The following is a 25891-nucleotide window of genomic DNA, read 5'->3' on the forward strand; positions in this document are numbered from 1 at the left end:
TTAGAACAAAGGGGTGGGGATGACTATGAAACGTTATCGTTATTTTATCATTACCATGATTGTTATTATGACGATGATTAATTACATCGATCGTGGTGCAATCTCATATGCTCAAGAAGATATTATTAAAGAATTTGGTTTTGATACGATTGCTTGGGGATCTATACTAGGATACTTTGGCTATGGTTACATGTTTGGTTCATTGCTTGGTGGAATTACTGCCGATAAAAAGGGACCTAAATTTGTTTGGATATTGGCTGGGACGGCTTGGTCTTTAGTTGAAATTGCAATGGCTTTTGCAGGTGAACTTGGTATGGCAATATTTGGAGGTTCAGCCATTGCTGGATTTGGTTTACTTCGAGTGCTTTTCGGTATTTCAGAAGGTCCTATCTTTTCAACGATTAGTAAAACTAATGCGAACTGGGCGGCACCTAGAGAACGTGGTTTGTTATCAGCTCTTGGTTTAATTGGCGTACCTTTAGGAGCACTTATTACTGCACCTATCGTATCTGGTTTCTTAACTATAGCAAGTTGGCGTTTACTCTTTGTCTTATTAGGCATACTTGGGTTAGTCTGGGTAATTATTTGGGCAAAGGTATTTACAGATTATCCCGAGGACAATAAAAAAGTTTCAGAAGAAGAATTAAATGATATTCGCTCTACAAATGAGAGTTTAAATGTTGAAAAAACAGTAGAAACAGAAGATTCAAGTGAAAAGTGGTATCATTTCTTTAAAAGTCCAACACTCGTAGGAAACATGATTGGTTATTTTGGTTTCCAATATGTGAATTTCCTTATATTAACATGGACACCGAAATACTTGCAGGATGAATATCATTTTGAAATCCATTCACTTTGGTATTTGGGGATGATTCCTTGGATCGGCGCTTGTTTTACAGCATATTTTGGTGGTCAAATGTCTGACTGGCTACGTAAAAAGACTGGTAGCTTACGTATCGCACGTTCATACTTTGCGATTGCAGGCATGATTTGTGCAGCAATATGTTTCCTAATCATTCCATTCACACATAGCATCGTTGCAGTCATGATATTAATGATGATAGGGAATGCGTTTATCTTCTTACCTAACGCAGTTTACTGGTCAGTGATTATTGATACAGCACCAAATAAAACTGGTACCTATGGTGGTATAACTCACTTCTTTGTTAATACAGCGACAGTGATTGCGCCTACACTTACAGGTATTTTAGTTGCTACTCACGGTTATTCAACAATGTTTATTTCAGCGGTTGTAGCTTCATTGATTAGTATTATTGCAATGTGTTTCGTTAGACCAGGGGAGAAGAATATGAGCAGACATTAACTTAATATTAATTTATTTTTGAAAATGTCTATGTAATACGCACACGATATATTAAAATTTTATATCGCATAAAAAAAGAGAGTTGCTTTAAAGAAGTGTGAAGCAACTCTCTTTTTTCTATCATTTTCTATATTTTAAACGAGCAAACGCATCGTGTTGGTGAATAGATTCTTCATTGCGACATTCAATATCAAAGCCATCAATCCAGTCGAATTCAACTAAATCAGCAGCAATGAGTCGAATTAAATCTTCTACGAAACGTGGGTTTTCATAAGCACGTTCTGTGACACGTTTTTCATCTGGACGTTTCAAGATAGGGTATAATATGGAACTCGCGTTAGCTTCCATAGCGTCTAAAATTTTATCTTTATAATCATCCACGACTTCAGCATCTTTATCTAAATAAGTTTTAACTGTAACGATTCCACGTTGGTTATGCGCTGAGTATTCACTGATTTCTTTAGAACAAGGACAAAGTGTTGTAACAGTAGCTTCAATCGTTAGTTCTTTACGTGTTACTTTCTCGCCATCAATTGCAAGTCCGTACGTGACGTCTGCGTTACCTACAGCTTTAATATTAGTCACTGGACTAAAGCGATCAAAGAACCATTTCCCTGAGACATCCACCCCAGCAGCATTTTGATTCATTTTTTCTTGAAGTGTGCGTAATACTTGATAAAGTGTATTAAATTCAAGCTCAATTCCATTATTATAATGCTTTTCAACACTCTCTAATATACGACTCATATTAATGCCTTTTTCATCTTTATTTAAACTTGTTGAAAAGCTAAATAATCCTGCAGTTTGATACTGATCAATCAATACAGGATACGTTAAATTTTTAATTCCTACTTCTTCTATTTCAAATAGGAAATTTTTATGAGTGCTTTGTAAATCAGTCATTTCATTTTTAGTTGTAGGTTTCGTACCTTCGATAGGATCTACAGAACCGAAGTGTTTCCAACGACCCTCTCGAGTAGATAAATCAAATTCTGTCATGTTTTACCTCCATTTAAGATTCGAAGTGATAAGTCCAAAATGGCTCAACCTTTAAGAAACTTTGTGCTTGTCCATCAATGTCAGGGCTCGCAATTTGTTTTAAGAATGGTCCTGTTTGAGAAGCATGCGCTTCAAAGGCTTTAAGTTTTAAATCACTATATTTAGAAATGTCATTTTGAATGTCTGGTTGACCAAGTATTTCTGGTGCATCATTACTAAATGCTACAAGTGTGAGTCGTGGACGTTCTGATTCTGGCATACGTCCTACTGTACGTACAACAGCTTCTGCTGTAGCTTCATGGTCTGGATGCACGGCGAATTTAGGATAAAATGAAATAATTAACGACGGGTTAGTTTCATCAATGAGATTTTTTACCATATCGTCCATTTGATCATGTGGTTCAAACTCAACCGTTTTATCTCGTAACCCCATCTTTCTTAGGTCTGTAATTCCAATTGCTCGGCAAGCATCTTCAAGTTCTCGTTCTCGAATATTAGGTAAAGATTCCCTTGTCGCAAAAGGAGGGTTACCCAAGTTACGTCCCATTTGTCCTAGTGTTAAGCATGCGTACGTGACTGGCACGCCTGCGTCAATATAACTTGCAATGGTTCCAGCAGATGAGAAGGTTTCATCATCTGGATGTGGAAAGATTACAAGTACGTGTCTTTCATCAGTCATGATTCATAACCTCCTCTATATTGTGAATGGCTTATCGCTAATTTCTATTGTAGCTGCCAATTGTCCTTCATAATTAAATCCGGCGATGAGGAATTCGTTGTCGTGATTAACTTCATAGTGCGTTAATCCTTGTACATAAACCCAACCACCTTCGCGTAATTTTAATCCGACACGATATGGATCTTTTTCGCCACCTTTAAGTTGTGCGTGTTCATATGTGACTTGTATATTTCTTAAAAAGGTACCTGCGTTAAAAACGCGTTCGTCGAAATGGTTAGCGTATGCGCCATTTGTAGTTTCGACATGTAAGTACACGGGTTTATTTGCATAAGAAGTAAGTAAGTTAAGTACTTCTTGTTCATTAATCGGTTCCAACACGTTCACTCCCTTATATTTTGCAGTGTGTTGATTGTAAACTGTCGAAATTTTAAACATTAGTTAAAGACTTTATCATATTACATTAATAGTAATAGAGCGTTTATAACTCGATGAGTTACGACGCCTTTATGCGTAGCCGAGTTGTGTGAGTCTTCACAGGCTTTGTAGTTATTAAAATTAGAGTTGTTTATTTAGTGTTAAGTACTTCACTAAAAAGATTCCAAAGTCGCGAATTTTATACGCGTTATTATTAGTGACTACTTATATTATCTCTTTAATATTTTACAACGTGTACTAATGTGTTAATAAAAAATCAGTAAATGTGTTTATCTATATATTTTACTAGAAAGCGATGTATATTTGTACACGAATGCTTGAAATAATTAGGAAAATTTTTTAGTTATAGATAAAAAGATAGATAATGAAGTTTGTTAAATTTCTTTAAATTAAGAATTAAATTTTGTTAAATATGTATTTGAAGGGTATATTATATAAGTGGAGTTGAAAAGGTGTAAGTATATAGATTTAAAAATCGAGGTGTTTAAAAATTGAAAATCATCAACTTAGGTTCTAAGAAACTTGCGTCATTTTATGTTGCATGTGAATTATATAAAGAAATGAGTTGCCAACCTACAAGTAAATTAGGTTTAGCTACTGGTGGCACAATGACTGAGGTATACAAATATTTAGTTGAGTTATTAGAAAAGAATCAATTAGATGTTTCTCATGTTGAAACATTTAATTTAGATGAATATGTTGGATTAAAAGCTGAACACCCTCAAAGTTATCATTTTTATATGAATGAGGTATTATTTGATCAATATCCGAACTTCAATAAAGAAAATATTCATATACCGAATGGTTACAGCTCTCAATTAGAGGATGAGGCTGAACGTTATAACCAATTGCTTAATGATAGAGGTCCTGTTGATATACAAATATTAGGTATAGGTGAAAATGGTCATATTGGATTTAATGAACCTGGTACTGATTTACATAGTGAAACGCACATTGTTGATTTGACAGAGAGTACGATACGTGCAAACAGTCGTTATTTTGAAAGTGAATCAGATGTTCCACAACAAGCTGTTTCAATGGGATTAGCAAGTATTTTAAAGGCTAGACGTATTATTTTGCTTGCATTTGGAGAAAAGAAAAAAGAAGCGATTCATCAATTAATGAATAACCAGGTTACTAAAGACATCCCTTCTACAATTTTACATGCCCATCCAAATGTGGAAGTGTATGTTGATGATGAGGCTGCACCTCCTCATATTGATAAAGTCTAATTGTGGTGATAGCATTTTCAGCTCAGTTTAAAAAATGAAATGCCGGGTAAACACTTTTATATAATAGAAATTGACTGTCATATGAAAGGATGTATTTCATTGGAACTACAATTAGCAATTGATTTATTAAATAAAGAAGAAGCAGCAAAATTAGCGAAAAAAGTTGAAGAATATGTAGATATTGTTGAAATTGGTACGCCGATTGTTATTAACGAAGGTTTACCATCAGTACAACATTTAAATGAGAATATTAGTAATGCGAAAGTATTAGCAGATTTAAAAATCATGGATGCAGCAGATTATGAAGTAAGCCAAGCTGTTAAATTTGGTGCTGATGTTGTAACTATTTTAGGTGTAGCAGAAGACGCATCAATTAAAGCTGCTGTTGAAGAAGCACATAAACATGGTAAAGAATTATTAGTAGATATGATTGCGGTACAAGATCTTGAAACACGCGCAAAAGAATTAGACGAAATGGGCGCTGATTATATCGCTGTACACACTGGTTATGATTTACAAGCTGAAGGTCAATCACCATTAGATAGCTTACGTACAGTGAAGTCAGTAATTAAAAATTCTAAAGTCGCTGTAGCTGGCGGTATTAAACCAGATACAATTAAAGATATTGTGGCTGAAGAACCTGATTTAGTTATCGTAGGTGGAGGAATCGCAAACGCTGACGATCCTGTTGAAGCTGCAAAACAATGTCGCGATGCGATTGAAGGTAGATAGGATGACAGAATTTAATAACTATCGTCTTATACTTGATGAATTAGATCATACGTTGTCGCATGTTGATGATACGTCGTATGAAAGATTTGCTAATGACGTTGTTGGTGCGGATAGAATATTTGTAGCTGGTAAAGGGCGTTCTGGATTTGTTGCAAATAGTTTTGCAATGCGTTTAAACCAACTAGGTGAACACGCTTATGTTGTAGGAGAGTCCACGACTCCATCAATAAAAGAGCACGACCTTTTCATTATTATTTCTGGGTCAGGTTCAACAGAACACTTAAGATTGTTAGCTGAAAAAGCGCAAAAGATTGGCGCTAAAGTTGTACTTATTACAACGCAGACAGATTCGCCAATCGGAGAGCTTGCTGAAACTATTATAGAATTACCAGCTGGCACTAAACACGATATTGAAGGTTCTAAGCAACCACTAGGAAGCTTGTTTGAACAAGCGTCACTAGTTTTCCTCGACAGTGTTGTATTGCCTTTAATGGAAGCATTTCATATCAATGAAGAAACAATGCAACAAAATCATGCTAATTTAGAATAGTAAGAAATACTACCAGAGATTTCATGAAGTCCATGAATTCTCTGGTTTTTTAATATATCGCAGTTTTAACCAAAAAAGTGTATATTTATAATGTAATTACTATCTAAGAGGTGTAACATCATGAATTTTGACAACTATATTTTTGATTTTGGTGGTACTTTAGCAGACACAACATCATGTCACGTTTATGCAACTGAGCAGGCTTTTAAGGAATTAAATTTAAAGAATCCTGGTAAAGAAGAAATTTTAAGTGCACAAAGCCAACCGTTAGAGGAAGGTTTGAGAAGTTTAACTAGTATCGGTATAGATGAGGAAAAAGTTGAATTATTCCTTAGGGCTTATCATAAATATTATAGTCAATATGAAATACATAATATAAAAGAGTTTGCGGGAATAAGTGAAATGCTTCAATTACTACATAATAAAAAGAAAAATATCTTTGTAATATCAAGTAATGAAACAGCTGTAGTAACAAGACAATTAGATTATTTAGGGCTTAATCGATTTATAAAAGATGCACTAGGTTTACATATTAAGGAGTTGCGAAAGCCTCATTATAAAATCTTACAATCCATCATACAGAATAATCATTTAAATCAAGGACGTACAGTCTATATCGGAGATACAACGCATGATGTTAAAAGTGCGAGTTTATCAGATATTAGATCCTGTGTAGTGACTTGGGGCGTGCAATCTGCACATGATTTACTTCAAGAAAATCCGTATTATGTCGTGAATGAACCAGAGGAAATTTTTACTATATTATAAATTAATAACGTCTTACTTCCATATCATTGGTAGTAGGGCGTTAATTTTAGCATGAGGAATTTTAAGATTAATGTTAACATATTTATAAATATAGTTTACATATGGTGATGGCATGTTAGAGGTAATTAAAAATATTTATGATTTTGGTGAGCATCAACCTAAGCGATTGGCTTTGGTATTTGATCATCAACGAATAACTTACGATGAATTGATTCATGAGGTAGATAAAGCAAGTTCTCAATATTCTATGATTAACGAGGGAGAAAAAGTTGGTTTATTAAGTAACCATCCGATAAAAAATCTAATTCATTATTTCGCTATTCATAGAGTTGGAGGTATTCCGTGCTTTTTTAGTAGTAAATGGAATAAAGTTACAATAAATCAGCTGATTGAAAAATATAAAATTCAATGGTTAAAGAGTGACCAGCACTTAATTAAAACAGGGTATAATAGGATTTCTCATTCTTATAATGGTACATTACTGCATATTGGATTTACTTCGGGAACAACTGGCTTGCCCAAGGCTTATTATAGAAATGAACATTCATGGTTAATTTCTTATAAAGAGAATGAGAAATTAATAAAGCATGATTCAAAAGTGATTGTTGCTCCTGGCCCTTTATCACACTCACTCTCCTTATACGCATGTATATATGCTTTGTTTACAGGACGCACATTTGTAGGTCAAAAAGAGTTTAATGCAGAAGTACTCGTGAAGACTATACAGTCTATACATCAGCCTGCTTCATTGTTTGTAGTACCCACGATGCTTTATCAGTTCATTTTAAAAGGTTTACATACTGCGGAAATTAAAAGTATTTTCAGCAGTGGAGCAAAGCTTTCAAAAGAACAATTTAGGGCTATCGCTCAACTTTATCCAGATACGAATTTAATAGAATTTTTTGGCACCTCTGAGGCAAGTTTTATTAGCTATAATTTCAATCAAACAGCACCAAGACAATCAGTAGGCAAATTGTTTCCAAACGTGGAAGCCAAACTATTTGAGAAAGATTCAAAACATATTGGACTACTAAAAGTTCGAAGTGAAATGACTTTTAGTGGATATGTTGGTGAAGAACAAATTTCAAATGAGTGGATTGAGACAGGAGATTATGCACTAATTAGAAATAGAAATTTATATCTAGTAGGAAGGAAAAGTGACCGTCTAATTATAGGTGGCGTTAACGTATATCCTAGTGAGATAGAACAGCGCGTGATGAATATTGAAGGTGTCAGTGAAGCAATAGTAATAGGTGAGCCACATCATAAGTTTGGAGAAATAGCAGTTCTTTTGTATACAGGAATAAAAGAATTAAAATATTCAGAAGTAAAAACGTGTTTAAAGAATCATCTATCAAGATATGAGGTTCCGTCTAAAATTAGGAAAATTGACGGTATGCATTACACTGAATCTGGAAAAATTGCTAGAGGAAAAATGAAAACTAAATATTTGAATGGAGAGATTTAAATATGAAGCAACCAGTCATTGTAGCAGCTAAACGAATTGCATTTGGCAAGTACGGTGGATATTTAAAGCATTTGGAACCAGAACAACTACTAAAACCTTTATTCAATTACTTTCAAGCAGAATATCCTGGAGCGATGGAATACTTGGAAGACGTTATTATCGGCAACACAGTTGGCAATGGTGGTAACATAGCAAGGAAATCTTTGCTAGAAGCGGGCCTTAAAAACTCCGTTCCAGGTGTTACTATTGATCGACAGTGTGGCTCAGGGCTAGAAACTATTATACAAGCTTGTAGAATGATACAAAGCGGCGCTGGAAATGTATACCTTGCAGGTGGTGTTGAGAGTATAAGTAGAGCACCTTGGAAATTAAAACGACCTCAATCAGTGTATGAAACAGAATTCCCTCAATTCTTCGAAAGAGCACCATTTGCTCCAGAAGGTCAAGATCCTTCAATGATAGAAGCTGCTGAAAATGTGGCGCGAAAATACGGTATTTCGCGAGTAATGCAAGATAAGTTCGCTTATAGAAGCCATCAATTGACTCAAGGTAACTATGATAATGGGAATATTTCCCGAGAAATATTGCCTATTAAAGTTAAAGGGGTATCGTTTGATAGAGATGAAAGTGTTAAGTCTCGTTTAACTACTGAGAAATTAAGTAGATTTAAACCATTATTAATTCAAGGTTCAATTACAGTTGGTAACAGTTGTATGAAAAATGATGGTGCCGTATTAATCCTTGTAATGGAAGAGAAACTCGCTATAAACTTAGGTTTTGCTAAAGGATTAAAATTTATTGAAAGTTGTACAGTTGGGGTCGATCCTAATTATTTAGGTATAGGTCCTGTGCCAGCAGTTAGAAAGTTGTTGAAAAGAGCTAAAGTTAAAATAGAAGATATTGATACTATAGAACTAAATGAAGCATTTAGTTCACAAGTTTTAGCTTGTCAGAAGGAACTTAGTATTTCTGATGATAAGCTAAATCGATGGGGTGGCGCAATCGCTTCTGGTCACCCATATGGAGCAAGTGGCGCTGCTCTAGTTACACGATTATTTCATATGAATGTGCAAAATAAATCCATTGCAACAATGGGAATCGGTGGAGGACTCGGTAATGCAGTATTATTTGAGAGATGGTGAAGAACATCAAAGAGTCATTTTTAAAGAAAAAGAAGTGCGTAAGTATTGCTATTTATTAAATAAAGATTTCAATTATCAAGTCCCTACTTTAATGTGTGCAAAGCTTTGGTCGGAATTTAAAAGTTATAAAAAATTTGTAAGGAAACCTTTAATTTTAAAGGAGACATATGTTAAAGAATTTAATAAATTAGTAACGGATGAAGTATATGACGCGACTTTAAGCAAAATTTCAGTTAAAAATATAAAAGATTTTATCAAGCACACCTATAGTTTGAAAATAAATAAAAATAACCATAAATGTATATATATAGAACAAGTTTTTATCGAGGTAAAGCGTTAAAATGAAGATTTCAATCGAGATTATTAAAGAATACTTAGTATTAGTGAATGATATGAATCCAATACACAATGACATCGTTCCAGGTCAATTAGTATGTGAAATCGCCTTCGAAGAACTCAATATACAATGGGAGAATTATAAAATAAAATACCTTAAACCTATTGATATACATGACGATATACGATTTTTTGTTGAAGACGAAACAATTATAAAAGTTTCGGATGATTTATACGGGGTAAAACTAATGGTATTAAAAAATTAGATGAAAAATTATTTTTTAGTTTTTTTATTTTCGTTGCCAATAATTAATGGAAGCAATTTCAAATGTTAAATTTAAATATCTGTAAAATGAATAAACTTAAAAAATTGAAAATTATGTAAACTGAATTAATTTGACATTAAAGTTTAACTACGTATAATTATGTAACATATCACAAGGGAGTGTTATTGTAATGAAGTTCAACAAAAATCATATTAACGTGGTAGACGGTCAAGAAGCGAAAAAAACCGTTGTAGCTACCGGTATTGGTAACGCCATGGAATGGTTTGACTTTGGGGTTTATGCTTATACAACTGCATACATAGGAGCGAATTTCTTCTCTCCAGTACATAATCCTCAAATCCAACAAATTTTTACATTTGCAGCATTAGCAATCGCGTTCTTATTAAGACCTATTGGTGGTATCGTGTTTGGTATCATCGGTGACAAATATGGACGTAAAGTTGTATTAACTACAACAATTATTTTAATGGCATTATCTACACTTACTATTGGATTACTACCCAATTACAATACAATAGGAATATGGGCGCCAATACTGTTATTACTTGCTAGGGTGCTACAAGGCTTTTCTACAGGTGGGGAATACGCAGGTGCAATGACTTACGTTGCTGAATCATCACCGGATAAACGTCGTAATAGTTTAGGTAGTGGCCTTGAAATTGGTACACTTTCAGGTTATATTGCGGCTTCAATTATGATTGCATTATTAAGTTTCTTCTTAACTCATGATCAAATGCAAGCATGGGGTTGGAGAATTCCATTTATTCTAGGTTTATTCCTTGGATTATTTGGTCTTTATTTACGTCGTAGACTTGAAGAGTCTCCTGTTTATGAAAATGATGTAGCTTCCACTCCTCAAAGAGATAACATAGGGTTCTTCACTATTATTCGATATTATTATAAAGATATTCTCGTTTGCTTCGTAGCGGTAGTATTCTTTAATGTAACGAACTATTCTGTAACAGCTTATCTACCAACGTATCTTGGTCAAATTGTTAAACTGGATGCTACGACTACAAGTGTACTTATTACATGTGTAATGGCAGTTATGATTCCATTAGCACTAATGTTTGGTAAAATGGCCGATAAAATTGGTGAGAAAAAGGTATTCTTGATTGGTACAGGAGGACTTACTTTATTAAGTATTGTCGCATACAGTTTACTAAGTACTAAATCATTACCATTAATAATTATCGGTGTCTTCATATTAGGATTCTTCCTTTCAACATATGAAGCAACAATGCCAGGATCTTTACCAACAATGTTCTATACACATATCAGATATCGTACATTATCAGTAACATTTAACGTATCTGTTTCTTTATTTGGTGGTACTACGCCTTTAATTGCATCATGGTTAGTAGAAACAACTGGAAATGCTTTAGCTCCAGCATATTATTTAACTGCAATTAGTTTAATTGGATTCTTAGTTATTACTTTATTTCATGCAAGTACAGCAAGTAAGTCACTTAAAGGTTCTTATCCAAATGTTGATAATGAAGAAGATAGAAAATACTATGAAGAAAACCCTAAAAAAGCTTTATGGTGGGTTAAAGAGAGAAAAGAAAAAGAAAACTTCTAAATATAAAAACTTAGAACATAACTTTCATTAAAGTAATAGCAGTAAAATGATCTCAATTAGAAATCATTTTACTGCTATTTTTTTATTCTCTAGACGTTCTTTTAATTAGAAAAAATAAACGCTAATGTTAGCAACGCTCAAAGGTTCTCTCCGAGCTACAAAAGGGGACAATTTTGGCTAACATTAGCGTTTTATACATTTTAAGGTGAGTATTTTTAGGGATGATTGAATGGCTTTTAAAGTTAATAGTTTAGGGGACAGAAAACTTTAAAAAACACATTATGTTAGGGAATAATTAGAACATAAATTCTAATTCTCAAATTCTCAATTGGATTTTGTGCACTGTCTTGTTTGGATGTGAAAATAACATCGACACGGTTTAGTAACTCATTTTCATTGTGTCTACGTCATTTTCTAGTAGAGAGAGCAATTTATAGATTTCGAATTCACTGAAAGTTTCATCACATTTTACTGTAATAGTCTTGAAAGTTTTAGTTATGATTTCGTAAATAGGTACTCCGTTCTCTATATTTTGCCTGTAGATAATCATGTTGTTCGATTCCTCCTTTGTCTCTCTACACTCTATATAGTAAATGAGTTTCTTTAAAAATACATGGGGCTATGGTATCAACTTTGAATACTACGAACATCGGAGAGATGTCTCAGACTTTATGCCTAGAAATTTAGAGAAGTATTTGAAACCTCATTCAACAAAATATTTTAATTTCAATGATGATCTAAAAAACTGGCTTACACTTAAATTAAGCCAGTTTCATTTACATATTTATTAAATATTACCTTTAAAGAGTTCAACTAGACGATGTGGACTGTCCTCACCTAGACATATATCCAATAATTCATGTGATTCTCTAGCTTCTTCTTCGCTTCTAGGGAACATGGTTTCTTCATAATCTTTAATAACGCTATTTAAATCTCCATTCATTTTTGCAATGCTTTCTGCTAATTCCGCGGCATCTAACATAGCTAAGTTTGCGCCTTCACCTGAAGGAGCCATTAAATGAGCCGCATCTCCGATTAAAGTAACGCCTTGTCGTCTTTGCCAACGATGTTCATCAGGCAATGCATTAATTTTTCTTGGAGTAATTGAGGATTCAGCTTCCGTAATCAATGCAGTAATTTCATTAGGCCAACCTTTAAATTCATTAGCTATGGTTTGTGCCGCTTCCTTTTTATTTGAGAAATCAATGTTGTCAATCCACTCTGAAGAGCATTGCATCTGTACATAAGTATGAATAATACCCCCATATTCACGATGTGCTACGATACCTTTTCCTGGAGATAATGCAAACATTTGGCCTTGTCCTACAACTTTTGCAGTTTCAGGATATTGGTTATCAACGTCATGAAGGTATGTTTCTATAAATGTGTAACCAGTATAATGAGGTGTAATATCAGTTAAAACTTTACGTACTTTAGACCATGCGCCGTCTGCACCTACTAATTTGCTAGTAGTTAAAGATGTATCATCTCTAAAGAACACTTGGTATTGTCCTTTTTCCAATTCTTCTACACGATCCACTTTTTTATTCCACTCTATTGTTTCGTTAGGTAATGAATCAATTAAAATTTGTCTTAAATCTCCACGTAAAACTTCAGGTCTACCATTATTTTCGTCAGTAGGCGCATCGTGAAGTAATTCCCCATTAGAATTAAATATACGTGCTGCGTCTGCGCCTTCATGAATAATAGAGTGAAATTCATCCATCAGATGAGCTTTTTTAAGTGCAACTTGCCCATTATGTTCATGTATATCAAGTTGACCACCTTGCGTACGTGCATTTGGAGATGTATCAATTTCATAAACCTTAGATGGTATACCATTGACATACAATACTCTGGCAAGTGTCAAACCTCCGATGCCTCCGCCAATGATTGTAATAGGTTCAGTCATCCCCACGTTTTGATCTTCAATATTCATGTTATAATTTCCTCCTTTTTAAAAGGTTTCATTTACCATTGTTTACTACAGTAAAGGTTGTTTTAAACATATTCGTTTTAATATTTTTAGAGTGAAGATTCTAAAACTTGTGATAAAGGTGGAATATACACAAAAAAATTTTCAATATAGAAAAATAAAAAGCTTTCAATCACCTTATTAATCAATAAAAAGTGATTAAAAGCTTTAAATTAAATGAAGCTAAACATCATTTCATTTCTCAAATGCTTCTAACATTTTTGAATTAGATGACTGAATTTGAACTGTGTTTATATCAAGCTTTTGTCTATTCTAGCCATCTTAGAAAACTATATAGAATGAATTCTTATATTAGAAATCAATGCAGTATTTCTTTAAACTTCTGTTACTTCGACTTCGATGTGTTCGATGCGATGATATGCACCATGATCAACAGGTCCTACAAATTCATTCATTTTCCAACCGTTTTTGATTGCAGATGCTACGAAAGCTTTAGCAGCGATGACTGCTTCTCTTGGAGATTTGCCGTTAGCTAGGTAAGCAGTTGTCGCAGCTGCGAACGTACAACCTGCACCGTGGTTATAACTTTGTTGGAACATATCTGTTGTTAACTGATAGAATTTATCGCCATCGTAGTATAAATCATAAGATTTATCTTGATCTAGCGCTTTACCACCTTTGATAATCACGTGAGGTGTACCTACATCATAAATGATTTGAGCAGCTTTTTTCATATCTTCGATTGAAGTTAATTTTCCTAAACCTGAAAGTTGGCCAGCTTCAAATAAGTTTGGCGTTACTACTGTTGCTTTAGGTAGTAAATATTTAATCATTGCGTCAGTATTTCCTGGGTTAAGTACTTCGTCTTCACCTTTACAAACCATGACTGGGTCTACGACGAAGTAATCTGCACCTGATTCTTCATAAACTTCGCCTGCACGTTTAATAATTTCTTGAGTACCTAACATACCCGTCTTGATTGCATCAAGGCCAATAGAAATTGCAGTTTCAAGTTGCTTTTCAAAGACATTCATATCTAGAGGTGTTACATCATGAGACCACGTTTCTTTATCCATCGTAACGATAGATGTCAAAGCCACCATTCCATACGTATCTAATTCTTGGAATGTTTTAAGGTCTGCTTGCATACCAGCTCCCGCACTCGTATCAGACCCTGCAATTGTTAATACTTTCTTTAAAGCCATAATTTTATTCACTCCCGTTAAGTTCTAATATATCCTTAATCATACCACGTTTATCGGGTAAGCTAAATGTTTATAGCTTTTCGAAAATGAAGGACCGTATGAATATATTACGCATTTAATTGAGAAATATGTAATTCATTGTTAATAGGAAGAAATGTCATATCGTCCTTTGATAGTAATTCTTCATTTAATTGAACTTTGAAAAGTTGATTACTAAAGTATGGCTTAATGTAATAAGCTTTATCTTTACTATCCATAACTAATTGATATTGTGTGTAATGTGTTTCTCCAGCATCTAGCACAGCTCCTTGCGGTATACTGACAGAGTCTAGGATTTTAAAACAATTCATAAGGTTGATATCTTCATTATGAGAAGATGATAAATGATGTCTTAAATAAGTGGCACGCACGAATCGTTCTGTAGATGTATAGCCACCTGGTAGACCATTAGTGCCAGCTTCACATCCCATGGAACGCACTAATACTTTGCCAACAAGCTGATTTGTTGATTTCTCAGGTTGAAGGAAAGCATAATTTCTTAAATTTTGAATATGCCACTCAAGTTTAGGTGCGTTGGTTAATACCTTAACGTGGTTGTCTTTAACGATAAGTAGTCCGTTATGGGGTTCCACTGCAACTGTATGTCCTGACGCATCAGTGATTATAAAATGCAGGGGTGGAACTATATTTAATGTAGTATTTTTTTCATTCATAATGTTGATGTTTTTCACTTTTTGTTTGAGTTCTTCTATACTTTTAACGAAGCCAAGCACCCACACTATAAATTCTTCAGGTGCTAAATTGAAATAGCCATACCGTCTATGGTTGCTATATGAAGCTTCACCAGTGAAATAATGGTTTGAAATTGCCACTCCATGTTCATTGATGCCATCACCAAAGCGATATCTTCCGACTTTTAAATTAGTGCCTACGAAACCGTATTGAAGTCGTAATTCTGATTCTAAGTCAAATTGATACTGATAGTGGCGAGGTACCACAGTAGGTATGCCGTTAAATTCGAATGCGAAATCCATTGTTCTAGCTAAATAATGATGTTTTGATTTTGTGAAAAATGAAAAACCAGTACACATATGTCTACGCTCCAAACTTCTGATATAAATTGATTTAGTAGTACTATAGCCAAAAACATTTATATTGTAAACCTTGTAACATTATAGGTTTACATTTATGGAGCGGCAATTTAATCTTCATAACTTCTTATCATTGAATATGTTAAAATATGTCGAGAGGTGAATGCGATGAAATGGTCAGAAGTTTTTCATGATATAACGTCAAAACATGACTTTCAGGAGATGCACGATTTTCTAGAAAAAGAATATACAACTAAAATTGTGTACCCAGATAGAAAGAATATTTACCAAGCATTTGATTTAACACCGTTTGACAATATAAAGGTAGTTATACTGGGGCAAGATCCATACCATGGACCTAACCAAGCACATGGTTTAGCATTTTCAGTGCAACCTAATGCTAAATTTCCACCTTCATTGCGAAATATGTACCAAGAACTAGAAGATGATATTGGTTGTCATAGGGTATCACCACATTTACAAGATTGGGCTAGAGAAGGTGTGCTTTTATTAAATACTGTGCTGACAGTGAGACAAGGAGAAGCACATTCACATAGAGATATCGGATGGGAAACATTTACTGATGAAGTGATTGAAGCGGTTTCTAAACATCGTGAAAATGTTGTTTTTATATTATGGGGCAAACCTGCTCAACAAAAAGAGAAACTCATTGATACATCTAAACATTTAGTTATAAAATCTCCTCATCCTAGTCCATTATCTGCTTTTAGAGGTTTCTTTGGTTCTAAGCCTTATTCAAGAACGAATGAATATCTAAAAGCTAAAGGAAAAGACCCTATTAATTGGTGCGAAGGTTAAGGTGATATATGATGCGCAATGATAAAATGATACATTTGATTGAACAAGAATTAGTGCAAGCGGATGAAGCTCAGACTGAGGCTGAATTTGAAAAGCATATGTATGCTATACATACATTAACTTCTCTATACACTTCTAGTGATAATCAAACTTCGGTTCAAGATAGGCATGAGGCATCCAATGCTCAAGTTTTATCTTCGCAACGCAAAGAATCGAATCAATCAAATCATAATAAAAATCAAGTGTCAGCTGCTGAAATTGAAGCAATGGGAGGTAAAGTACCTCAATCAATGAAAAATGAACATACGTCTCATTCAAATTTAATGACTACAGATGACAATATAGGAAATGGCGAGTCTATTTTCGACTTTTAAACATAAAGGAGCACAATTGAAATGATGAAATTTTTTATAATTCTAGGTGCACTCAATACGATGATGGCTGTCGGTACAGGCGCTTTTGGTGCACATGGTTTAGAAAACAAATTATCTGAAAAATACATGTCTGTTTGGGAAAAAGCGACAATGTATCAAATGTATCATGGTCTCGGACTATTAATTATTGGAGTAATTAGCGGTACTACTGCTATTAATGTTAATTGGGCAGGTTGGTTACTTTTCTTCGGGATCGTCTTCTTCAGCGGTTCTTTATATATCTTAGCACTTACACAAATTCGAATTTTAGGTGCTATTACACCAATTGGCGGCGTGTTATTTATAGCAGGTTGGTTAATGTTAATTATCGCTACATTTAAATATGCAGGCTAAATACTCATAACTAACAAACATTTTTAAGCTTAAAATTCTAAAGAAAATAGTATACTTGATATTTAAAAACTCACCGAATCGGGTATAGAATACCTTCGAGGTGAGTTTTATTTATGGAAAATAAAAATAATAAAGTAGATAGAGGTGACCTTAAGCAAAACCTTTCTGAAAAGTTCGTATGGGCAATTGCTTACGGCTCATGTATCGGTTGGGGTGCTTTTATTTTACCAGGGGATTGGATTAAACAATCAGGACCTATTGCATCCTCTATAGGCATCGTCATTGGTGCGTTATTAATGATTTTAATCGCCGTTAGTTATGGAGCGTTAGTTGAGAAATTCCCGGTTTCAGGGGGAGCATTTGCTTTTAGTTTCTTAAGTTTCGGTAGATATGTAAGTTTCTTTTCATCTTGGTTTTTAACATTTGGCTATGTCTGCGTCGTAGCACTAAATGCTACAGCGTTTAGTTTATTAGTTAAGTTTCTATTACCCAATGTTTTAAATAATGGAAAGTTATATACAGTTGCAGGTTGGGATGTCTACATAACGGAGATTATCATTGCAACAGTACTATTATTAGTCTTTATGATTATCTCAATTAGAGGTGCGAGTGTATCTGGATCACTTCAATATTATTTCTGTATTGCAATGGTTGTCGTTGTCTTACTTATGTTCTTTGGTTCATTCTTTGGTAGTAACTTTGACTTAAGTAATTTACAACCTTTAGCTAATTCAGATAAAGGTTGGTTTAGATCTATTATCATGATTGTGGCTATCGCACCATGGGCTTATGTAGGTTTCGATAACATTCCGCAAACCGCAGAAGAATTTAATTTCGCACCAAATAAAACATTTAAATTAATTGTTTATAGCTTACTAGCAGCAGCACTAACTTATGTTGTCATGTTACTTTATACTGGATGGTTAGGCACACATTCTAAAAGTCTCAACGGTAACTTATGGTTAACAGGTGCAGTTACGCAAGGAGCATTTGGTTACATCGGTCTTGGTGTATTAGCTATTGCTATCGCAATGGGTATCTTTACAGGACTCAACGGTTTCTTAATGAGTTCAAGTCGTCTTTTATTCTCTATGGGACGTTCTGGTATTATGCCTACAGTATTTAGTAAATTGCATAGTAAATATAAAACACCATATGTTGCTATAATCTTCTTAGTGGGTGTAGCACTAGTAGCGCCTTGGTTAGGACGTAATGCATTAAATTGGATTGTTAACATGTCGTCAACAGGTGTCTCTATTGCATACTTCATTACTTGTTTATCAGCAGCAAAACTATTTAGTTATGATAAACAAAGCAACACATACGCGCCTATTTATAAGACGTTTGCGATTATTGGTTCAATCGTATCATTTATCTTCTTAGGATTACTCTTAATTCCAGGATCGCCTGCATCATTGCCAGGACCTTCTTACATTGCTTTAGCAATTTGGCTAGTGATAGGTCTTATCTTCTTCTTTATCCGCTATCCTAAGCTTAAGAAGATGGATAATGACGAATTAAGTCGTTTAATTCTTAACCGTTCTGAAAATGAAGTCGAAGACATGGTTGATGAACCTAAGAAATAATTTAATTAATACAAAAAATGTTTCTTTAATATAGTTTTGAAATAAAGAAAGCTCAAAGATGATTTACGTTAATAAAATCATCTTTGAGCTTATTCTATATATATGGAATTATAATTTTTTTCGTGTACGATCAAAGCCTGAGATAACTATTTTAGAGATTTGGTCAGCAAACAATAAGCCTAAAGCAATTGCTCCTGCAATCAATGTTACTTCAAGCATCGTATTAATTGCTCTGCTGAAATGCAGTAATACTAAATTTTTAGTAGCATCGTAAGCAAGTCCACCTGGAACTAAAGGAATAATACCAGTAACCATAAAGATAATGACTGGTTCTTTCATATGGCGTGCCATGTAGTGGCTTAATAAACCTAATGCTAAACTTCCAAAGAAACTTGAATAGATAGTGTGAACTTGTAACCCATCAAAGAATAGAATATAGACCATCCAACCACATGCACCAACAAATCCACATGATAGATACAATTTCCTAGGCGCATCAAATATGACACAGAAGAAGAGTGAGGCGAGAAAACTAAATACAAAATTCAATATCCAAAACATTTTCTACATGCCTCCTAAACTAAAATTAAAATTGAGCTAACGCCTGCACCAATACCGAATGAAGTCACTAACGCCTCTAAAGATTTAGTAGTAAACATCAACATATGCCCACCAAATAAATCTTGAATCGCATTAGTAATTAATACTCCTGGTACAATCGGCATGACTGCTGCGATGATGATTGTTGCTAAATCGCCACTTGGTACAAGCGAATGTCCAATGACTGCAATAATACCAATCACTAATGAACCTAAAAATTCTGGTATAAATTGTGCATGTAATTTGCGATCAAGTATTTCAACTACTAGATAACCAAAACTCCCAGCTAAAATCGCTGTAATCACATCAATGAGACGTCCTCCTTGTAAATAAAGAAAACTCATTGCGATAATTGCTGCAGCTATACCTTTGAAGGGAAGACTACTGTCCCTCTTAGCTATATAAATATGTTCTAATTTTTTCTTAGCTTCTTCTAGGTCAATTGTGCCATTAGTAATTTGTCTTGAGATTTCATTAGCTTGAGAAATTTTTATAAGATTTGTATCACGTGATTTAATTCTATATAAACGCTGATATGATTCATTATGTAACGTAAATTGAATAACAGTATTCGTTACAAAGCTATTACTTTCTGAATAACCTAACTTTCTAGCGATGCGAGTCATTGTGTCTTCGACTCTAGTACCCTCAGCGCCAGATTCTAATAATATTCGGGCAGCTAACATGACTACATCTTTAATTAGACTTTCATGAGCTGTTTCATTTGATTCAATAGTCATTACATCACCAATTTTTAAAATATTTTGAATTTAATATTATTATAGTAGATGTGATTAAAAAAGACCACATACATAAACTTTAACCCTATTCGCAAATGTGAAAAGTTAAACTAAAATATAATTAAATTATTTAAATAAGTTCAATTTTAAACCTATCATGAAATTATTCGGTAAAAGTGTATATTTTTAATTTTATCGTGTTTCAAATGTTTCAAAATGGTTAAAATAATATTAGTTAACGATTACAAAGAATATATTGGGTAGCGACTGTATATTCTCTGAAGTTAACTTAATACGTAGTAGTGATTAAAGTTCTCCCAAGGATACTACTAGGAAGGCACACTTCGAGTTCTCCGAAGTGTGCTTTTTCTATTTTTAAGTATATAAAAAAGCTATGAAGAAATATCTTCATAGCTTTCTGCAGTCAAAAATTAAATATTAAAGAATTCATTGAAATCGTCTGTATTTAAGATATGACCTACATAGAAACTACCAAAATCGCCATAACGCGCTGTAGTTTCGTCAAAACGCATTTCGTATACAATTTTCTTAAATTGTAATACATCGTCTGAGAATAATGTCACACCCCATTCAAAATCGTCAAAACCAACAGAACCAGTGATAAATTGTTTGATTTTACCGGCATATTTACGTCCAATCATGCCGTGGTTATACATTAAATTCTTACGTTCTTCTATAGGTAACATATACCAGTTATAAGTTTCATTACGACGTTTATCCATAGGATAGAAGCAGATGTATTCAGAATGAGGAAGTTCAGGATACAATCTAGCTTTTACATGTGGATTTTCATACGGGTCTTCGTCAGATTTGCCGGCTAAGTAATTACTTAATTCAATCACTGAAACGTAAGAATAAGTAGGAATTAAGTAGTCCGCAATACGTAATTTATTAAAATCATTTTCAATTTTATTTAAGTCTTTCATTTCAGGACGTAAGAACCATAATAGTAGGTCTGCTTTTTGGCCTGTAATATTATAAATTGCTTGATCACCTGTGTGTGACTCTCTTGCTTTAGATTTATCTTCAACAAATGATTTTAATTCAGAAATCATTGCCTCACGCTCGTCTTCTGGAACTAAACGAAATGTAGTCCAATCCATTGCATAAAACAAATGTAAACTATACCAACCATCTAAAGTTTCGGCTGCTTCACTCATAGTTATCGCTCCTTATCTTCAAATTCTTAATCAATTCACGTTAAATTTTATCATAAACAAACTAGGAACTCCTAAGTAAATGTTTACAATTGAGTGAAATGGAATTCTACTACAAAATGACGTATAATTTGAAATGTAAACGTTATTATGAATGTGAATTGAGGAGGACATTATGGCTGATTTATTAAATGTATTACAAGAAAAATTATCTGGAAAAAATGTAAAAATTGTATTACCTGAAGGGGAAGACGAAAGAGTTTTAACGGCAGCAACGCAATTACAAGAGAGTGATTATGTTTCACCCATCGTGTTAGGTAATGAGGAAAAAATTAAATCTTTAGCAGAAGAAAAATCTCTCAATTTAACTAATATTGAAATTATTGATCCTTCATCAAGTGATTTAAAACCTGAATTAGTAGATGAATTTGTAGAGCGTAGAAAAGGTAAAGCGACTAAAGAACAAGCTGAAGAAATGTTAGATAATGTTAATTATTTCGGTACAATGCTTGTTTACACTGGTAAAGCCGCAGGTTTAGTAAGCGGTGCTGCACATTCAACTGGCGATACAGTACGTCCAGCATTACAAATTATTAAAACTAAACCAGGTGTATCTAAGACTTCTGGTATCTTCTTTATGATTAAAGATGACGAGCAATATATCTTCGGCGACTGTGCCATCAACCCTGAATTAGATGCTCAAGGATTAGCTGAAATTGCTGTAGAAAGTGCTAAGTCTGCACTAAGCTTTGGTATGGAACCAAAAGTAGCAATGTTAAGCTTCTCTACAAAGGGCTCTGCTAAATCAGACGACGTGACTAAAGTTCAAGAAGCATTAAAATTAGCTCAAGAAAAAGTTCAATCTGATAATATTGAAAATGTTGTGATTGATGGGGAATTCCAATTTGATGCTGCGATTGTCCCTAGTGTAGCTGAGAAAAAAGCGCCTGGCGCTAAAATTCAAGGAGACGCTAATGTGTTTATCTTCCCAAGTCTTGAAGCAGGTAACATTGGCTATAAAATTGCACAACGTTTAGGTGGTTATGATGCAGTTGGTCCTGTTCTTCAAGGTCTAAATTCGCCTGTTAATGACTTATCACGTGGATGCTCAACTGAAGATGTTTATAACTTATCTATTATTACTGCAGCTCAATCACTACAATAATGGATTTATCAAGTAAATATTTTAACCAAATACCGTGGCGTTATGTGGATCATTCAACGGGTCTGGAACCCATGCAATCCTTTGCATTTGACGATACATTCTCTGAAAGTGTTGGGAAAGACTTATCATGTAATGTAGTAAGAACTTGGATTCACCAACATACAGTTATCCTTGGTATACACGATTCAAGACTTCCATTTTTAAGTGATGGCATACGTTATTTAACAAATGAAGTAGGTTATAATGCCATTGTGAGAAATTCAGGTGGACTTGGCGTAGTATTGGACCAAGGTGTGCTTAATATTTCTTTAATATTTAAAGGACAAACTGAAACAACTATAGATGAAGCTTTTACAGTAATGTATCTATTGATATGTAAGATGTTTGAAGACGAAGATGTAGATATTCACACACATGAAATTGAACAATCTTATTGTCCTGGTAAATTCGATTTAAGTATTGATGGCAAGAAATTTGCTGGTATTTCTCAAAGACGTGTACGTGGAGGTATAGCGGTTCAAATCTATCTTTGTGTAGAAGGATCGGGTTCTAAGCGTGCTGCTATGATGAGAGACTTTTATCAACACGCACTCAAAGGAGAAACAACCAAGTTTCGTTTCCCTAATATTGATCCCGAATCTATGGCTTCATTAGAGACGTTACTCAATAAAGACATTAAAGTTCAAGATGTAATGTTTTTACTTTTATATGCACTGAAAGATTTAGGTGCTCAATTAAATATGGATCCAGTTACTGAAGATGAATGGCAACGATATGAAGGTTATTTTGAAAAAATGATCGAACGAAATGCAAAAATGCATCAAAAATTAGATTTGTAAAGCGTGCGTAAGAATATTTTAAATAGATGAGTAAGTAAATAGGAGAAGGTCTACAAAAAACTCGATTTGTAGACCTTCTCTACTTGTATTATCAAATAAAGAATAAATTCTTATATCATTAGTTATAGATATATATTCCCAGGTCTTTTTGTAGTATCATATGTAAGGTGGAAAATTTTAGAAAACTTTAGTTAAAATTTATTAAATGTTTACATAATCGAAGTTAAAGGTAAATATAATTCATAATTTTGATAACTCTATTTAAGAGTTTTATACTATTAAAGTATTGTTAGTTATCAAGAAAAGAGTTATTATACTCTTTTGTAGTTAAAAAATACTGATATTAAAATATTGCATCGTTAAACAGTGGCAACACAATTGTAAAATTCGCTAAAATAGTAATTTCAATGATGTCTAAATATAGACGTATTTATACGTAATAAAAATTATTTTTCAAATTAATTATCAGATAGTGTCAATGAATTAAAGTATATATAAGGTATATAAAAAGGTGAGAAAACATGACGAGACAAGGATACGGGGAGTCTACCGGAAAGATTATTCTAATAGGTGAACACGCAGTAACATTTGGTCAGCCAGCAATCGCCATCCCATTTAATGCTAGTAAAATAAAAATATTAATTGAAAGTATGGAGGAAGGTAACTATTCTTCTATTACAAGTGATGTATATGATGGCATGTTATATGATGCGCCTGAACATCTAAAGTCTATCATTAATCGTTTTATAGAAAGAAGTGGTGTAAAAGAACCACTTTCTGTAAAAATCCAAACGAACTTACCTCCTTCAAGAGGACTAGGTTCAAGTGCAGCCGTAGCTGTTGCATTTGTTAGAGCTAGTTATGACTTCATGGGAGAACCTTTAGATGATGAAACATTAATCAAGGAAGCAAATTGGGCAGAACGTATTGCACATGGTAAGCCAAGTGGGATTGATACACAAACTATAGTATCTAATAAACCTGTATGGTTTAAACAAGGGCACGTTGAAAACCTTAAATCACTTCAACTTGATGGTTATATGATAGTTATAGACACTGGAGTCAAAGGATCGACTAAACAGGCAGTAGAAGATGTTCATAGATTGTGTGAAGACCCTGAATACTTGAGCCATATTGAACATATTGGATCTCTTGTTCATGAAGCAAGTGAATCTATTGAAAAACATGACTTTAATCATCTTGCAGATATATTTAATCAATGCCAAAAAGACTTAAGACACTTAACCGTTAGCCATGATAAAATAGAAAGACTATTAAAAATAGGTGAAGAACATGGTGCTATCGCTGGTAAGCTTACTGGAGGAGGACGTGGCGGTAGCATGCTTCTTCTTGCGCAAGATTTACAAACTGCCAAAAAGATCGTAGCAGCTGTTGAAAAAGCAGGCGCAGCACATACGTGGATTGAACATTTAGGAGGGTAAACCATTGGTGAAAAGTGGCAAAGCACGTGCGCACACAAATATTGCGTTAATCAAATACTGGGGTAAAGCTGATGAATCATATATTATTCCGATGAATAATAGTTTATCTGTCACGCTAGAACGTTTTTATACTGAAACACAAGTAACGTTTGACGCGTCACTAACTGAAGACCAACTTATTCTAAACGGGGAAGAAGTTGATGCTAAAGAAACAACTAAAATCCAAAAATATATGGATATCGTGAGAGATGTTGCTGCCACAGATTTACATGCTAAAATTGAAAGCAATAATTTTGTTCCTACAGCGGCTGGATTAGCTTCATCGGCTAGTGCATACGCTGCATTAGCAGCTGCTTGTAATGAAGCACTTCAATTAGGTTTATCAAGCAAGGATTTATCTAGATTAGCACGTCGAGGTTCTGGTTCAGCTTCAAGAAGTATCTACGGAGGCTTTGCTGAATGGGAAAAAGGTCAGGATGATGCGACTTCTTATGCTCATGCTATTGATGCTAATGATTGGGAAAAAGATCTTTCTATGATTTTTGTAGTAATCAATAACCAATCGAAAAAAGTCTCAAGTCGTTCAGGGATGTCTTTAACAAGAGAAACATCTCGTTTCTATCAATATTGGCTTGACCATGTTGATCAAGATTTAGCTGAGACAAAAGAAGCAATAAAAAATAAAGATTTCAAACATTTAGGTGAAGTTATAGAAGCAAATGGTTTAAGAATGCATGCTACAAATTTAGGTGCACAACCGCCATTTACATATTTGGTTCAAGAAAGTTACGATGCGATGGCTGTCGTCCATCAGTGTCGTGAAGCTGGCTTGCCTTGTTATTTCACCATGGACGCAGGACCAAATGTTAAAGTGTTAGTTGAAAAGAAAAATAAACAAGCTGTCGTTGAACAATTTTTAAAAGAATTTGATGAATCGCAAATTATTGTAAGTGATATTATTAGTACTGGCGTTGAAATTATTAAGTAAG

At 34.0% G+C, this 25891-nt stretch carries 28 protein-coding genes; 18 read left to right on the forward strand and 10 right to left on the reverse strand.

Features of this window, described 5'->3' with window-relative positions; all coding sequences use genetic code 11:
- The first annotated feature begins 25 nt into the window (after window positions 1-25).
- The gene (locus AC3WQX_RS00260) at window positions 26-1324 is read left to right on the forward strand and encodes an MFS transporter (protein ID WP_023350763.1); all 1299 of its coding nucleotides are present in this window, start codon (window positions 26-28) and stop codon (window positions 1322-1324) included.
- A gap of 120 nt (window positions 1325-1444) precedes the next feature.
- Here the strand turns inward: AC3WQX_RS00260 and folE2 are convergent, their stop codons facing one another.
- Genes folE2 through AC3WQX_RS00275 form a run of 3 tightly spaced genes read right to left on the reverse strand, consistent with a single transcriptional unit; the run spans window position 1445 to window position 3380 of the window.
- Window positions 1445-2323 carry a GTP cyclohydrolase FolE2 gene (gene folE2, locus AC3WQX_RS00265; protein WP_023350762.1) on the reverse strand — a complete coding sequence of 293 codons (879 nt, stop codon included), beginning with the start codon at window positions 2321-2323 and terminating at the stop codon, window positions 1445-1447.
- 13 nt (window positions 2324-2336) lie between these two features.
- Window positions 2337-3002, reverse strand: a complete 666-nt coding sequence (bshB2, locus tag AC3WQX_RS00270; protein WP_002433272.1) for a bacillithiol biosynthesis deacetylase BshB2 — start codon at window positions 3000-3002, stop codon at window positions 2337-2339.
- Between the two features lie 15 nt (window positions 3003-3017).
- Window positions 3018-3380: a YojF family protein gene (locus AC3WQX_RS00275; protein WP_023350761.1), complete on the reverse strand. Its 363-nt coding sequence runs from the start codon at window positions 3378-3380 to the stop codon at window positions 3018-3020.
- Window positions 3381-3928: 548 nt separating this feature from the next.
- On the opposite strand from AC3WQX_RS00275, the gene nagB reads away from it, so the two are divergent.
- The 9 genes from nagB (at window position 3929) to AC3WQX_RS00320 (ending at window position 11534) form a co-directional block, all read left to right on the forward strand.
- Window positions 3929-4669, forward strand: coding sequence for a glucosamine-6-phosphate deaminase (gene nagB / locus AC3WQX_RS00280; RefSeq protein WP_023350760.1), 741 nt, complete (start codon window positions 3929-3931; stop codon window positions 4667-4669).
- 99 nt (window positions 4670-4768) lie between these two features.
- The gene (hxlA, locus tag AC3WQX_RS00285; protein WP_023350759.1) at window positions 4769-5401 is read left to right on the forward strand and encodes a 3-hexulose-6-phosphate synthase; all 633 of its coding nucleotides are present in this window, start codon (window positions 4769-4771) and stop codon (window positions 5399-5401) included.
- Window position 5402: 1 nt separating this feature from the next.
- On the forward strand, window positions 5403-5951 hold the full coding sequence (gene hxlB / locus AC3WQX_RS00290) for a 6-phospho-3-hexuloisomerase (protein WP_002433290.1): 549 nt from the start codon (window positions 5403-5405) through the stop codon (window positions 5949-5951).
- A 120-nt stretch (window positions 5952-6071) separates the two neighbouring features.
- On the forward strand, window positions 6072-6719 hold the full coding sequence (locus tag AC3WQX_RS00295) for an HAD family hydrolase (RefSeq protein WP_023350758.1): 648 nt from the start codon (window positions 6072-6074) through the stop codon (window positions 6717-6719).
- Between the two features lie 112 nt (window positions 6720-6831).
- On the forward strand, window positions 6832-8187 hold the full coding sequence (locus tag AC3WQX_RS00300) for an AMP-binding protein (RefSeq protein ID WP_023350757.1): 1356 nt from the start codon (window positions 6832-6834) through the stop codon (window positions 8185-8187).
- 2 nt (window positions 8188-8189) lie between these two features.
- The gene (locus AC3WQX_RS00305; RefSeq protein WP_023350756.1) at window positions 8190-9329 is read left to right on the forward strand and encodes a thiolase family protein; all 1140 of its coding nucleotides are present in this window, start codon (window positions 8190-8192) and stop codon (window positions 9327-9329) included.
- On the forward strand, window positions 9304-9669 hold the full coding sequence (locus AC3WQX_RS00310) for a hypothetical protein (RefSeq protein ID WP_023350755.1): 366 nt from the start codon (window positions 9304-9306) through the stop codon (window positions 9667-9669). Before AC3WQX_RS00305 ends, AC3WQX_RS00310 begins: the two co-directional genes overlap by 26 nt.
- A gap of 1 nt (window position 9670) precedes the next feature.
- On the forward strand, window positions 9671-9931 hold the full coding sequence (locus tag AC3WQX_RS00315) for a hypothetical protein (RefSeq protein WP_002432996.1): 261 nt from the start codon (window positions 9671-9673) through the stop codon (window positions 9929-9931).
- Between the two features lie 190 nt (window positions 9932-10121).
- Complete coding sequence (locus AC3WQX_RS00320) at window positions 10122-11534, forward strand: MFS transporter (protein ID WP_023350754.1); 1413 nt, start codon at window positions 10122-10124, stop codon at window positions 11532-11534.
- Between the two features lie 379 nt (window positions 11535-11913).
- Here the strand turns inward: AC3WQX_RS00320 and vraX are convergent, their stop codons facing one another.
- From vraX to AC3WQX_RS00340, 4 genes are all read right to left on the reverse strand, one after another.
- Window positions 11914-12084, reverse strand: coding sequence for a C1q-binding complement inhibitor VraX (vraX, locus tag AC3WQX_RS00325; protein WP_016898722.1), 171 nt, complete (start codon window positions 12082-12084; stop codon window positions 11914-11916).
- 237 nt (window positions 12085-12321) lie between these two features.
- Window positions 12322-13473: an FAD-dependent oxidoreductase gene (locus tag AC3WQX_RS00330; protein WP_023350752.1), complete on the reverse strand. Its 1152-nt coding sequence runs from the start codon at window positions 13471-13473 to the stop codon at window positions 12322-12324.
- 371 nt (window positions 13474-13844) lie between these two features.
- Window positions 13845-14675, reverse strand: a complete 831-nt coding sequence (thiD, locus tag AC3WQX_RS00335; RefSeq protein WP_023350751.1) for a bifunctional hydroxymethylpyrimidine kinase/phosphomethylpyrimidine kinase — start codon at window positions 14673-14675, stop codon at window positions 13845-13847.
- A 107-nt stretch (window positions 14676-14782) separates the two neighbouring features.
- Window positions 14783-15766 carry a choloylglycine hydrolase family protein gene (locus AC3WQX_RS00340; protein WP_023350750.1) on the reverse strand — a complete coding sequence of 328 codons (984 nt, stop codon included), beginning with the start codon at window positions 15764-15766 and terminating at the stop codon, window positions 14783-14785.
- Between the two features lie 168 nt (window positions 15767-15934).
- Here AC3WQX_RS00340 and AC3WQX_RS00345 point away from each other — a divergent pair, with 168 nt between their 5' ends.
- From AC3WQX_RS00345 to AC3WQX_RS00360, 4 genes are all read left to right on the forward strand, one after another.
- Window positions 15935-16585, forward strand: coding sequence for a uracil-DNA glycosylase (locus tag AC3WQX_RS00345; protein ID WP_002433321.1), 651 nt, complete (start codon window positions 15935-15937; stop codon window positions 16583-16585).
- Window positions 16586-16596: 11 nt separating this feature from the next.
- Entirely contained in the window at window positions 16597-16959 is a 363-nt protein-coding gene (locus AC3WQX_RS00350) for a DUF5327 family protein (protein WP_002433511.1), read from the forward strand.
- A 24-nt stretch (window positions 16960-16983) separates the two neighbouring features.
- Window positions 16984-17352, forward strand: a complete 369-nt coding sequence (locus AC3WQX_RS00355) for a DUF423 domain-containing protein (RefSeq protein ID WP_087671639.1) — start codon at window positions 16984-16986, stop codon at window positions 17350-17352.
- A 113-nt stretch (window positions 17353-17465) separates the two neighbouring features.
- The gene (locus AC3WQX_RS00360; RefSeq protein ID WP_002452516.1) at window positions 17466-18938 is read left to right on the forward strand and encodes an APC family permease; all 1473 of its coding nucleotides are present in this window, start codon (window positions 17466-17468) and stop codon (window positions 18936-18938) included.
- A 108-nt stretch (window positions 18939-19046) separates the two neighbouring features.
- On the opposite strand, the gene AC3WQX_RS00365 is transcribed toward AC3WQX_RS00360, so the two are convergent.
- The 3 genes from AC3WQX_RS00365 to hemQ all read right to left on the reverse strand — a co-directional run bounded on the left by AC3WQX_RS00365 (window position 19047) and on the right by hemQ (window position 21459).
- Window positions 19047-19499, reverse strand: coding sequence for a threonine/serine exporter family protein (locus AC3WQX_RS00365; RefSeq protein ID WP_002433140.1), 453 nt, complete (start codon window positions 19497-19499; stop codon window positions 19047-19049).
- Window positions 19500-19513: 14 nt separating this feature from the next.
- The gene (locus AC3WQX_RS00370; RefSeq protein ID WP_023350747.1) at window positions 19514-20278 is read right to left on the reverse strand and encodes a threonine/serine exporter family protein; all 765 of its coding nucleotides are present in this window, start codon (window positions 20276-20278) and stop codon (window positions 19514-19516) included.
- A gap of 431 nt (window positions 20279-20709) precedes the next feature.
- Window positions 20710-21459, reverse strand: a complete 750-nt coding sequence (gene hemQ, locus AC3WQX_RS00375; protein ID WP_023350746.1) for a hydrogen peroxide-dependent heme synthase — start codon at window positions 21457-21459, stop codon at window positions 20710-20712.
- 172 nt (window positions 21460-21631) lie between these two features.
- Here hemQ and pta point away from each other — a divergent pair, with 172 nt between their 5' ends.
- The 4 genes from pta to mvaD all read left to right on the forward strand — a co-directional run bounded on the left by pta (window position 21632) and on the right by mvaD (window position 25890).
- Entirely contained in the window at window positions 21632-22621 is a 990-nt protein-coding gene (gene pta / locus AC3WQX_RS00380; RefSeq protein ID WP_002452520.1) for a phosphate acetyltransferase, read from the forward strand.
- Window positions 22621-23460, forward strand: coding sequence for a lipoate--protein ligase family protein (locus AC3WQX_RS00385; RefSeq protein WP_023350745.1), 840 nt, complete (start codon window positions 22621-22623; stop codon window positions 23458-23460). Before pta ends, AC3WQX_RS00385 begins: the two co-directional genes overlap by 1 nt.
- 521 nt (window positions 23461-23981) lie before the next feature.
- On the forward strand, window positions 23982-24902 hold the full coding sequence (gene mvk, locus AC3WQX_RS00390; RefSeq protein WP_002452522.1) for a mevalonate kinase: 921 nt from the start codon (window positions 23982-23984) through the stop codon (window positions 24900-24902).
- Between the two features lie 4 nt (window positions 24903-24906).
- A complete protein-coding gene (gene mvaD, locus AC3WQX_RS00395; protein WP_023350744.1) occupies window positions 24907-25890 on the forward strand; it encodes a diphosphomevalonate decarboxylase in 984 nt (327 codons plus the stop codon).
- Window position 25891 lies beyond the last annotated feature (1 nt).

The organism is Staphylococcus sp. FW104-15G4D (genome assembly GCF_058790135.1).

Coding starts and splice junctions, on each gene's coding strand:
- mvk (WP_002452522.1), top strand. CDS start 23,982: ATGACGAGACAAGGATACGGGGAGTCTACCGGAAAGATTATTCTAATA.
- AC3WQX_RS00345 (WP_002433321.1), top strand. CDS start 15,935: ATGAAATGGTCAGAAGTTTTTCATGATATAACGTCAAAACATGACTTT.
- folE2 (WP_023350762.1), bottom strand. CDS start 2,323: ATGACAGAATTTGATTTATCTACTCGAGAGGGTCGTTGGAAACACTTC.
- pta (WP_002452520.1), top strand. CDS start 21,632: ATGGCTGATTTATTAAATGTATTACAAGAAAAATTATCTGGAAAAAAT.
- AC3WQX_RS00330 (WP_023350752.1), bottom strand. CDS start 13,473: ATGAATATTGAAGATCAAAACGTGGGGATGACTGAACCTATTACAATC.
- AC3WQX_RS00340 (WP_023350750.1), bottom strand. CDS start 15,766: ATGTGTACTGGTTTTTCATTTTTCACAAAATCAAAACATCATTATTTA.
- AC3WQX_RS00310 (WP_023350755.1), top strand. CDS start 9,304: ATGCAGTATTATTTGAGAGATGGTGAAGAACATCAAAGAGTCATTTTT.
- hxlB (WP_002433290.1), top strand. CDS start 5,403: ATGACAGAATTTAATAACTATCGTCTTATACTTGATGAATTAGATCAT.
- AC3WQX_RS00260 (WP_023350763.1), top strand. CDS start 26: ATGAAACGTTATCGTTATTTTATCATTACCATGATTGTTATTATGACG.
- AC3WQX_RS00305 (WP_023350756.1), top strand. CDS start 8,190: ATGAAGCAACCAGTCATTGTAGCAGCTAAACGAATTGCATTTGGCAAG.
- hemQ (WP_023350746.1), bottom strand. CDS start 21,459: ATGAGTGAAGCAGCCGAAACTTTAGATGGTTGGTATAGTTTACATTTG.
- bshB2 (WP_002433272.1), bottom strand. CDS start 3,002: ATGACTGATGAAAGACACGTACTTGTAATCTTTCCACATCCAGATGAT.
- AC3WQX_RS00320 (WP_023350754.1), top strand. CDS start 10,122: ATGAAGTTCAACAAAAATCATATTAACGTGGTAGACGGTCAAGAAGCG.
- vraX (WP_016898722.1), bottom strand. CDS start 12,084: ATGATTATCTACAGGCAAAATATAGAGAACGGAGTACCTATTTACGAA.
- AC3WQX_RS00300 (WP_023350757.1), top strand. CDS start 6,832: ATGTTAGAGGTAATTAAAAATATTTATGATTTTGGTGAGCATCAACCT.
- AC3WQX_RS00295 (WP_023350758.1), top strand. CDS start 6,072: ATGAATTTTGACAACTATATTTTTGATTTTGGTGGTACTTTAGCAGAC.
- AC3WQX_RS00365 (WP_002433140.1), bottom strand. CDS start 19,499: ATGTTTTGGATATTGAATTTTGTATTTAGTTTTCTCGCCTCACTCTTC.
- AC3WQX_RS00385 (WP_023350745.1), top strand. CDS start 22,621: ATGGATTTATCAAGTAAATATTTTAACCAAATACCGTGGCGTTATGTG.
- AC3WQX_RS00360 (WP_002452516.1), top strand. CDS start 17,466: ATGGAAAATAAAAATAATAAAGTAGATAGAGGTGACCTTAAGCAAAAC.
- AC3WQX_RS00315 (WP_002432996.1), top strand. CDS start 9,671: ATGAAGATTTCAATCGAGATTATTAAAGAATACTTAGTATTAGTGAAT.
- thiD (WP_023350751.1), bottom strand. CDS start 14,675: ATGGCTTTAAAGAAAGTATTAACAATTGCAGGGTCTGATACGAGTGCG.
- AC3WQX_RS00355 (WP_087671639.1), top strand. CDS start 16,984: ATGAAATTTTTTATAATTCTAGGTGCACTCAATACGATGATGGCTGTC.
- AC3WQX_RS00370 (WP_023350747.1), bottom strand. CDS start 20,278: ATGACTATTGAATCAAATGAAACAGCTCATGAAAGTCTAATTAAAGAT.
- AC3WQX_RS00350 (WP_002433511.1), top strand. CDS start 16,597: ATGCGCAATGATAAAATGATACATTTGATTGAACAAGAATTAGTGCAA.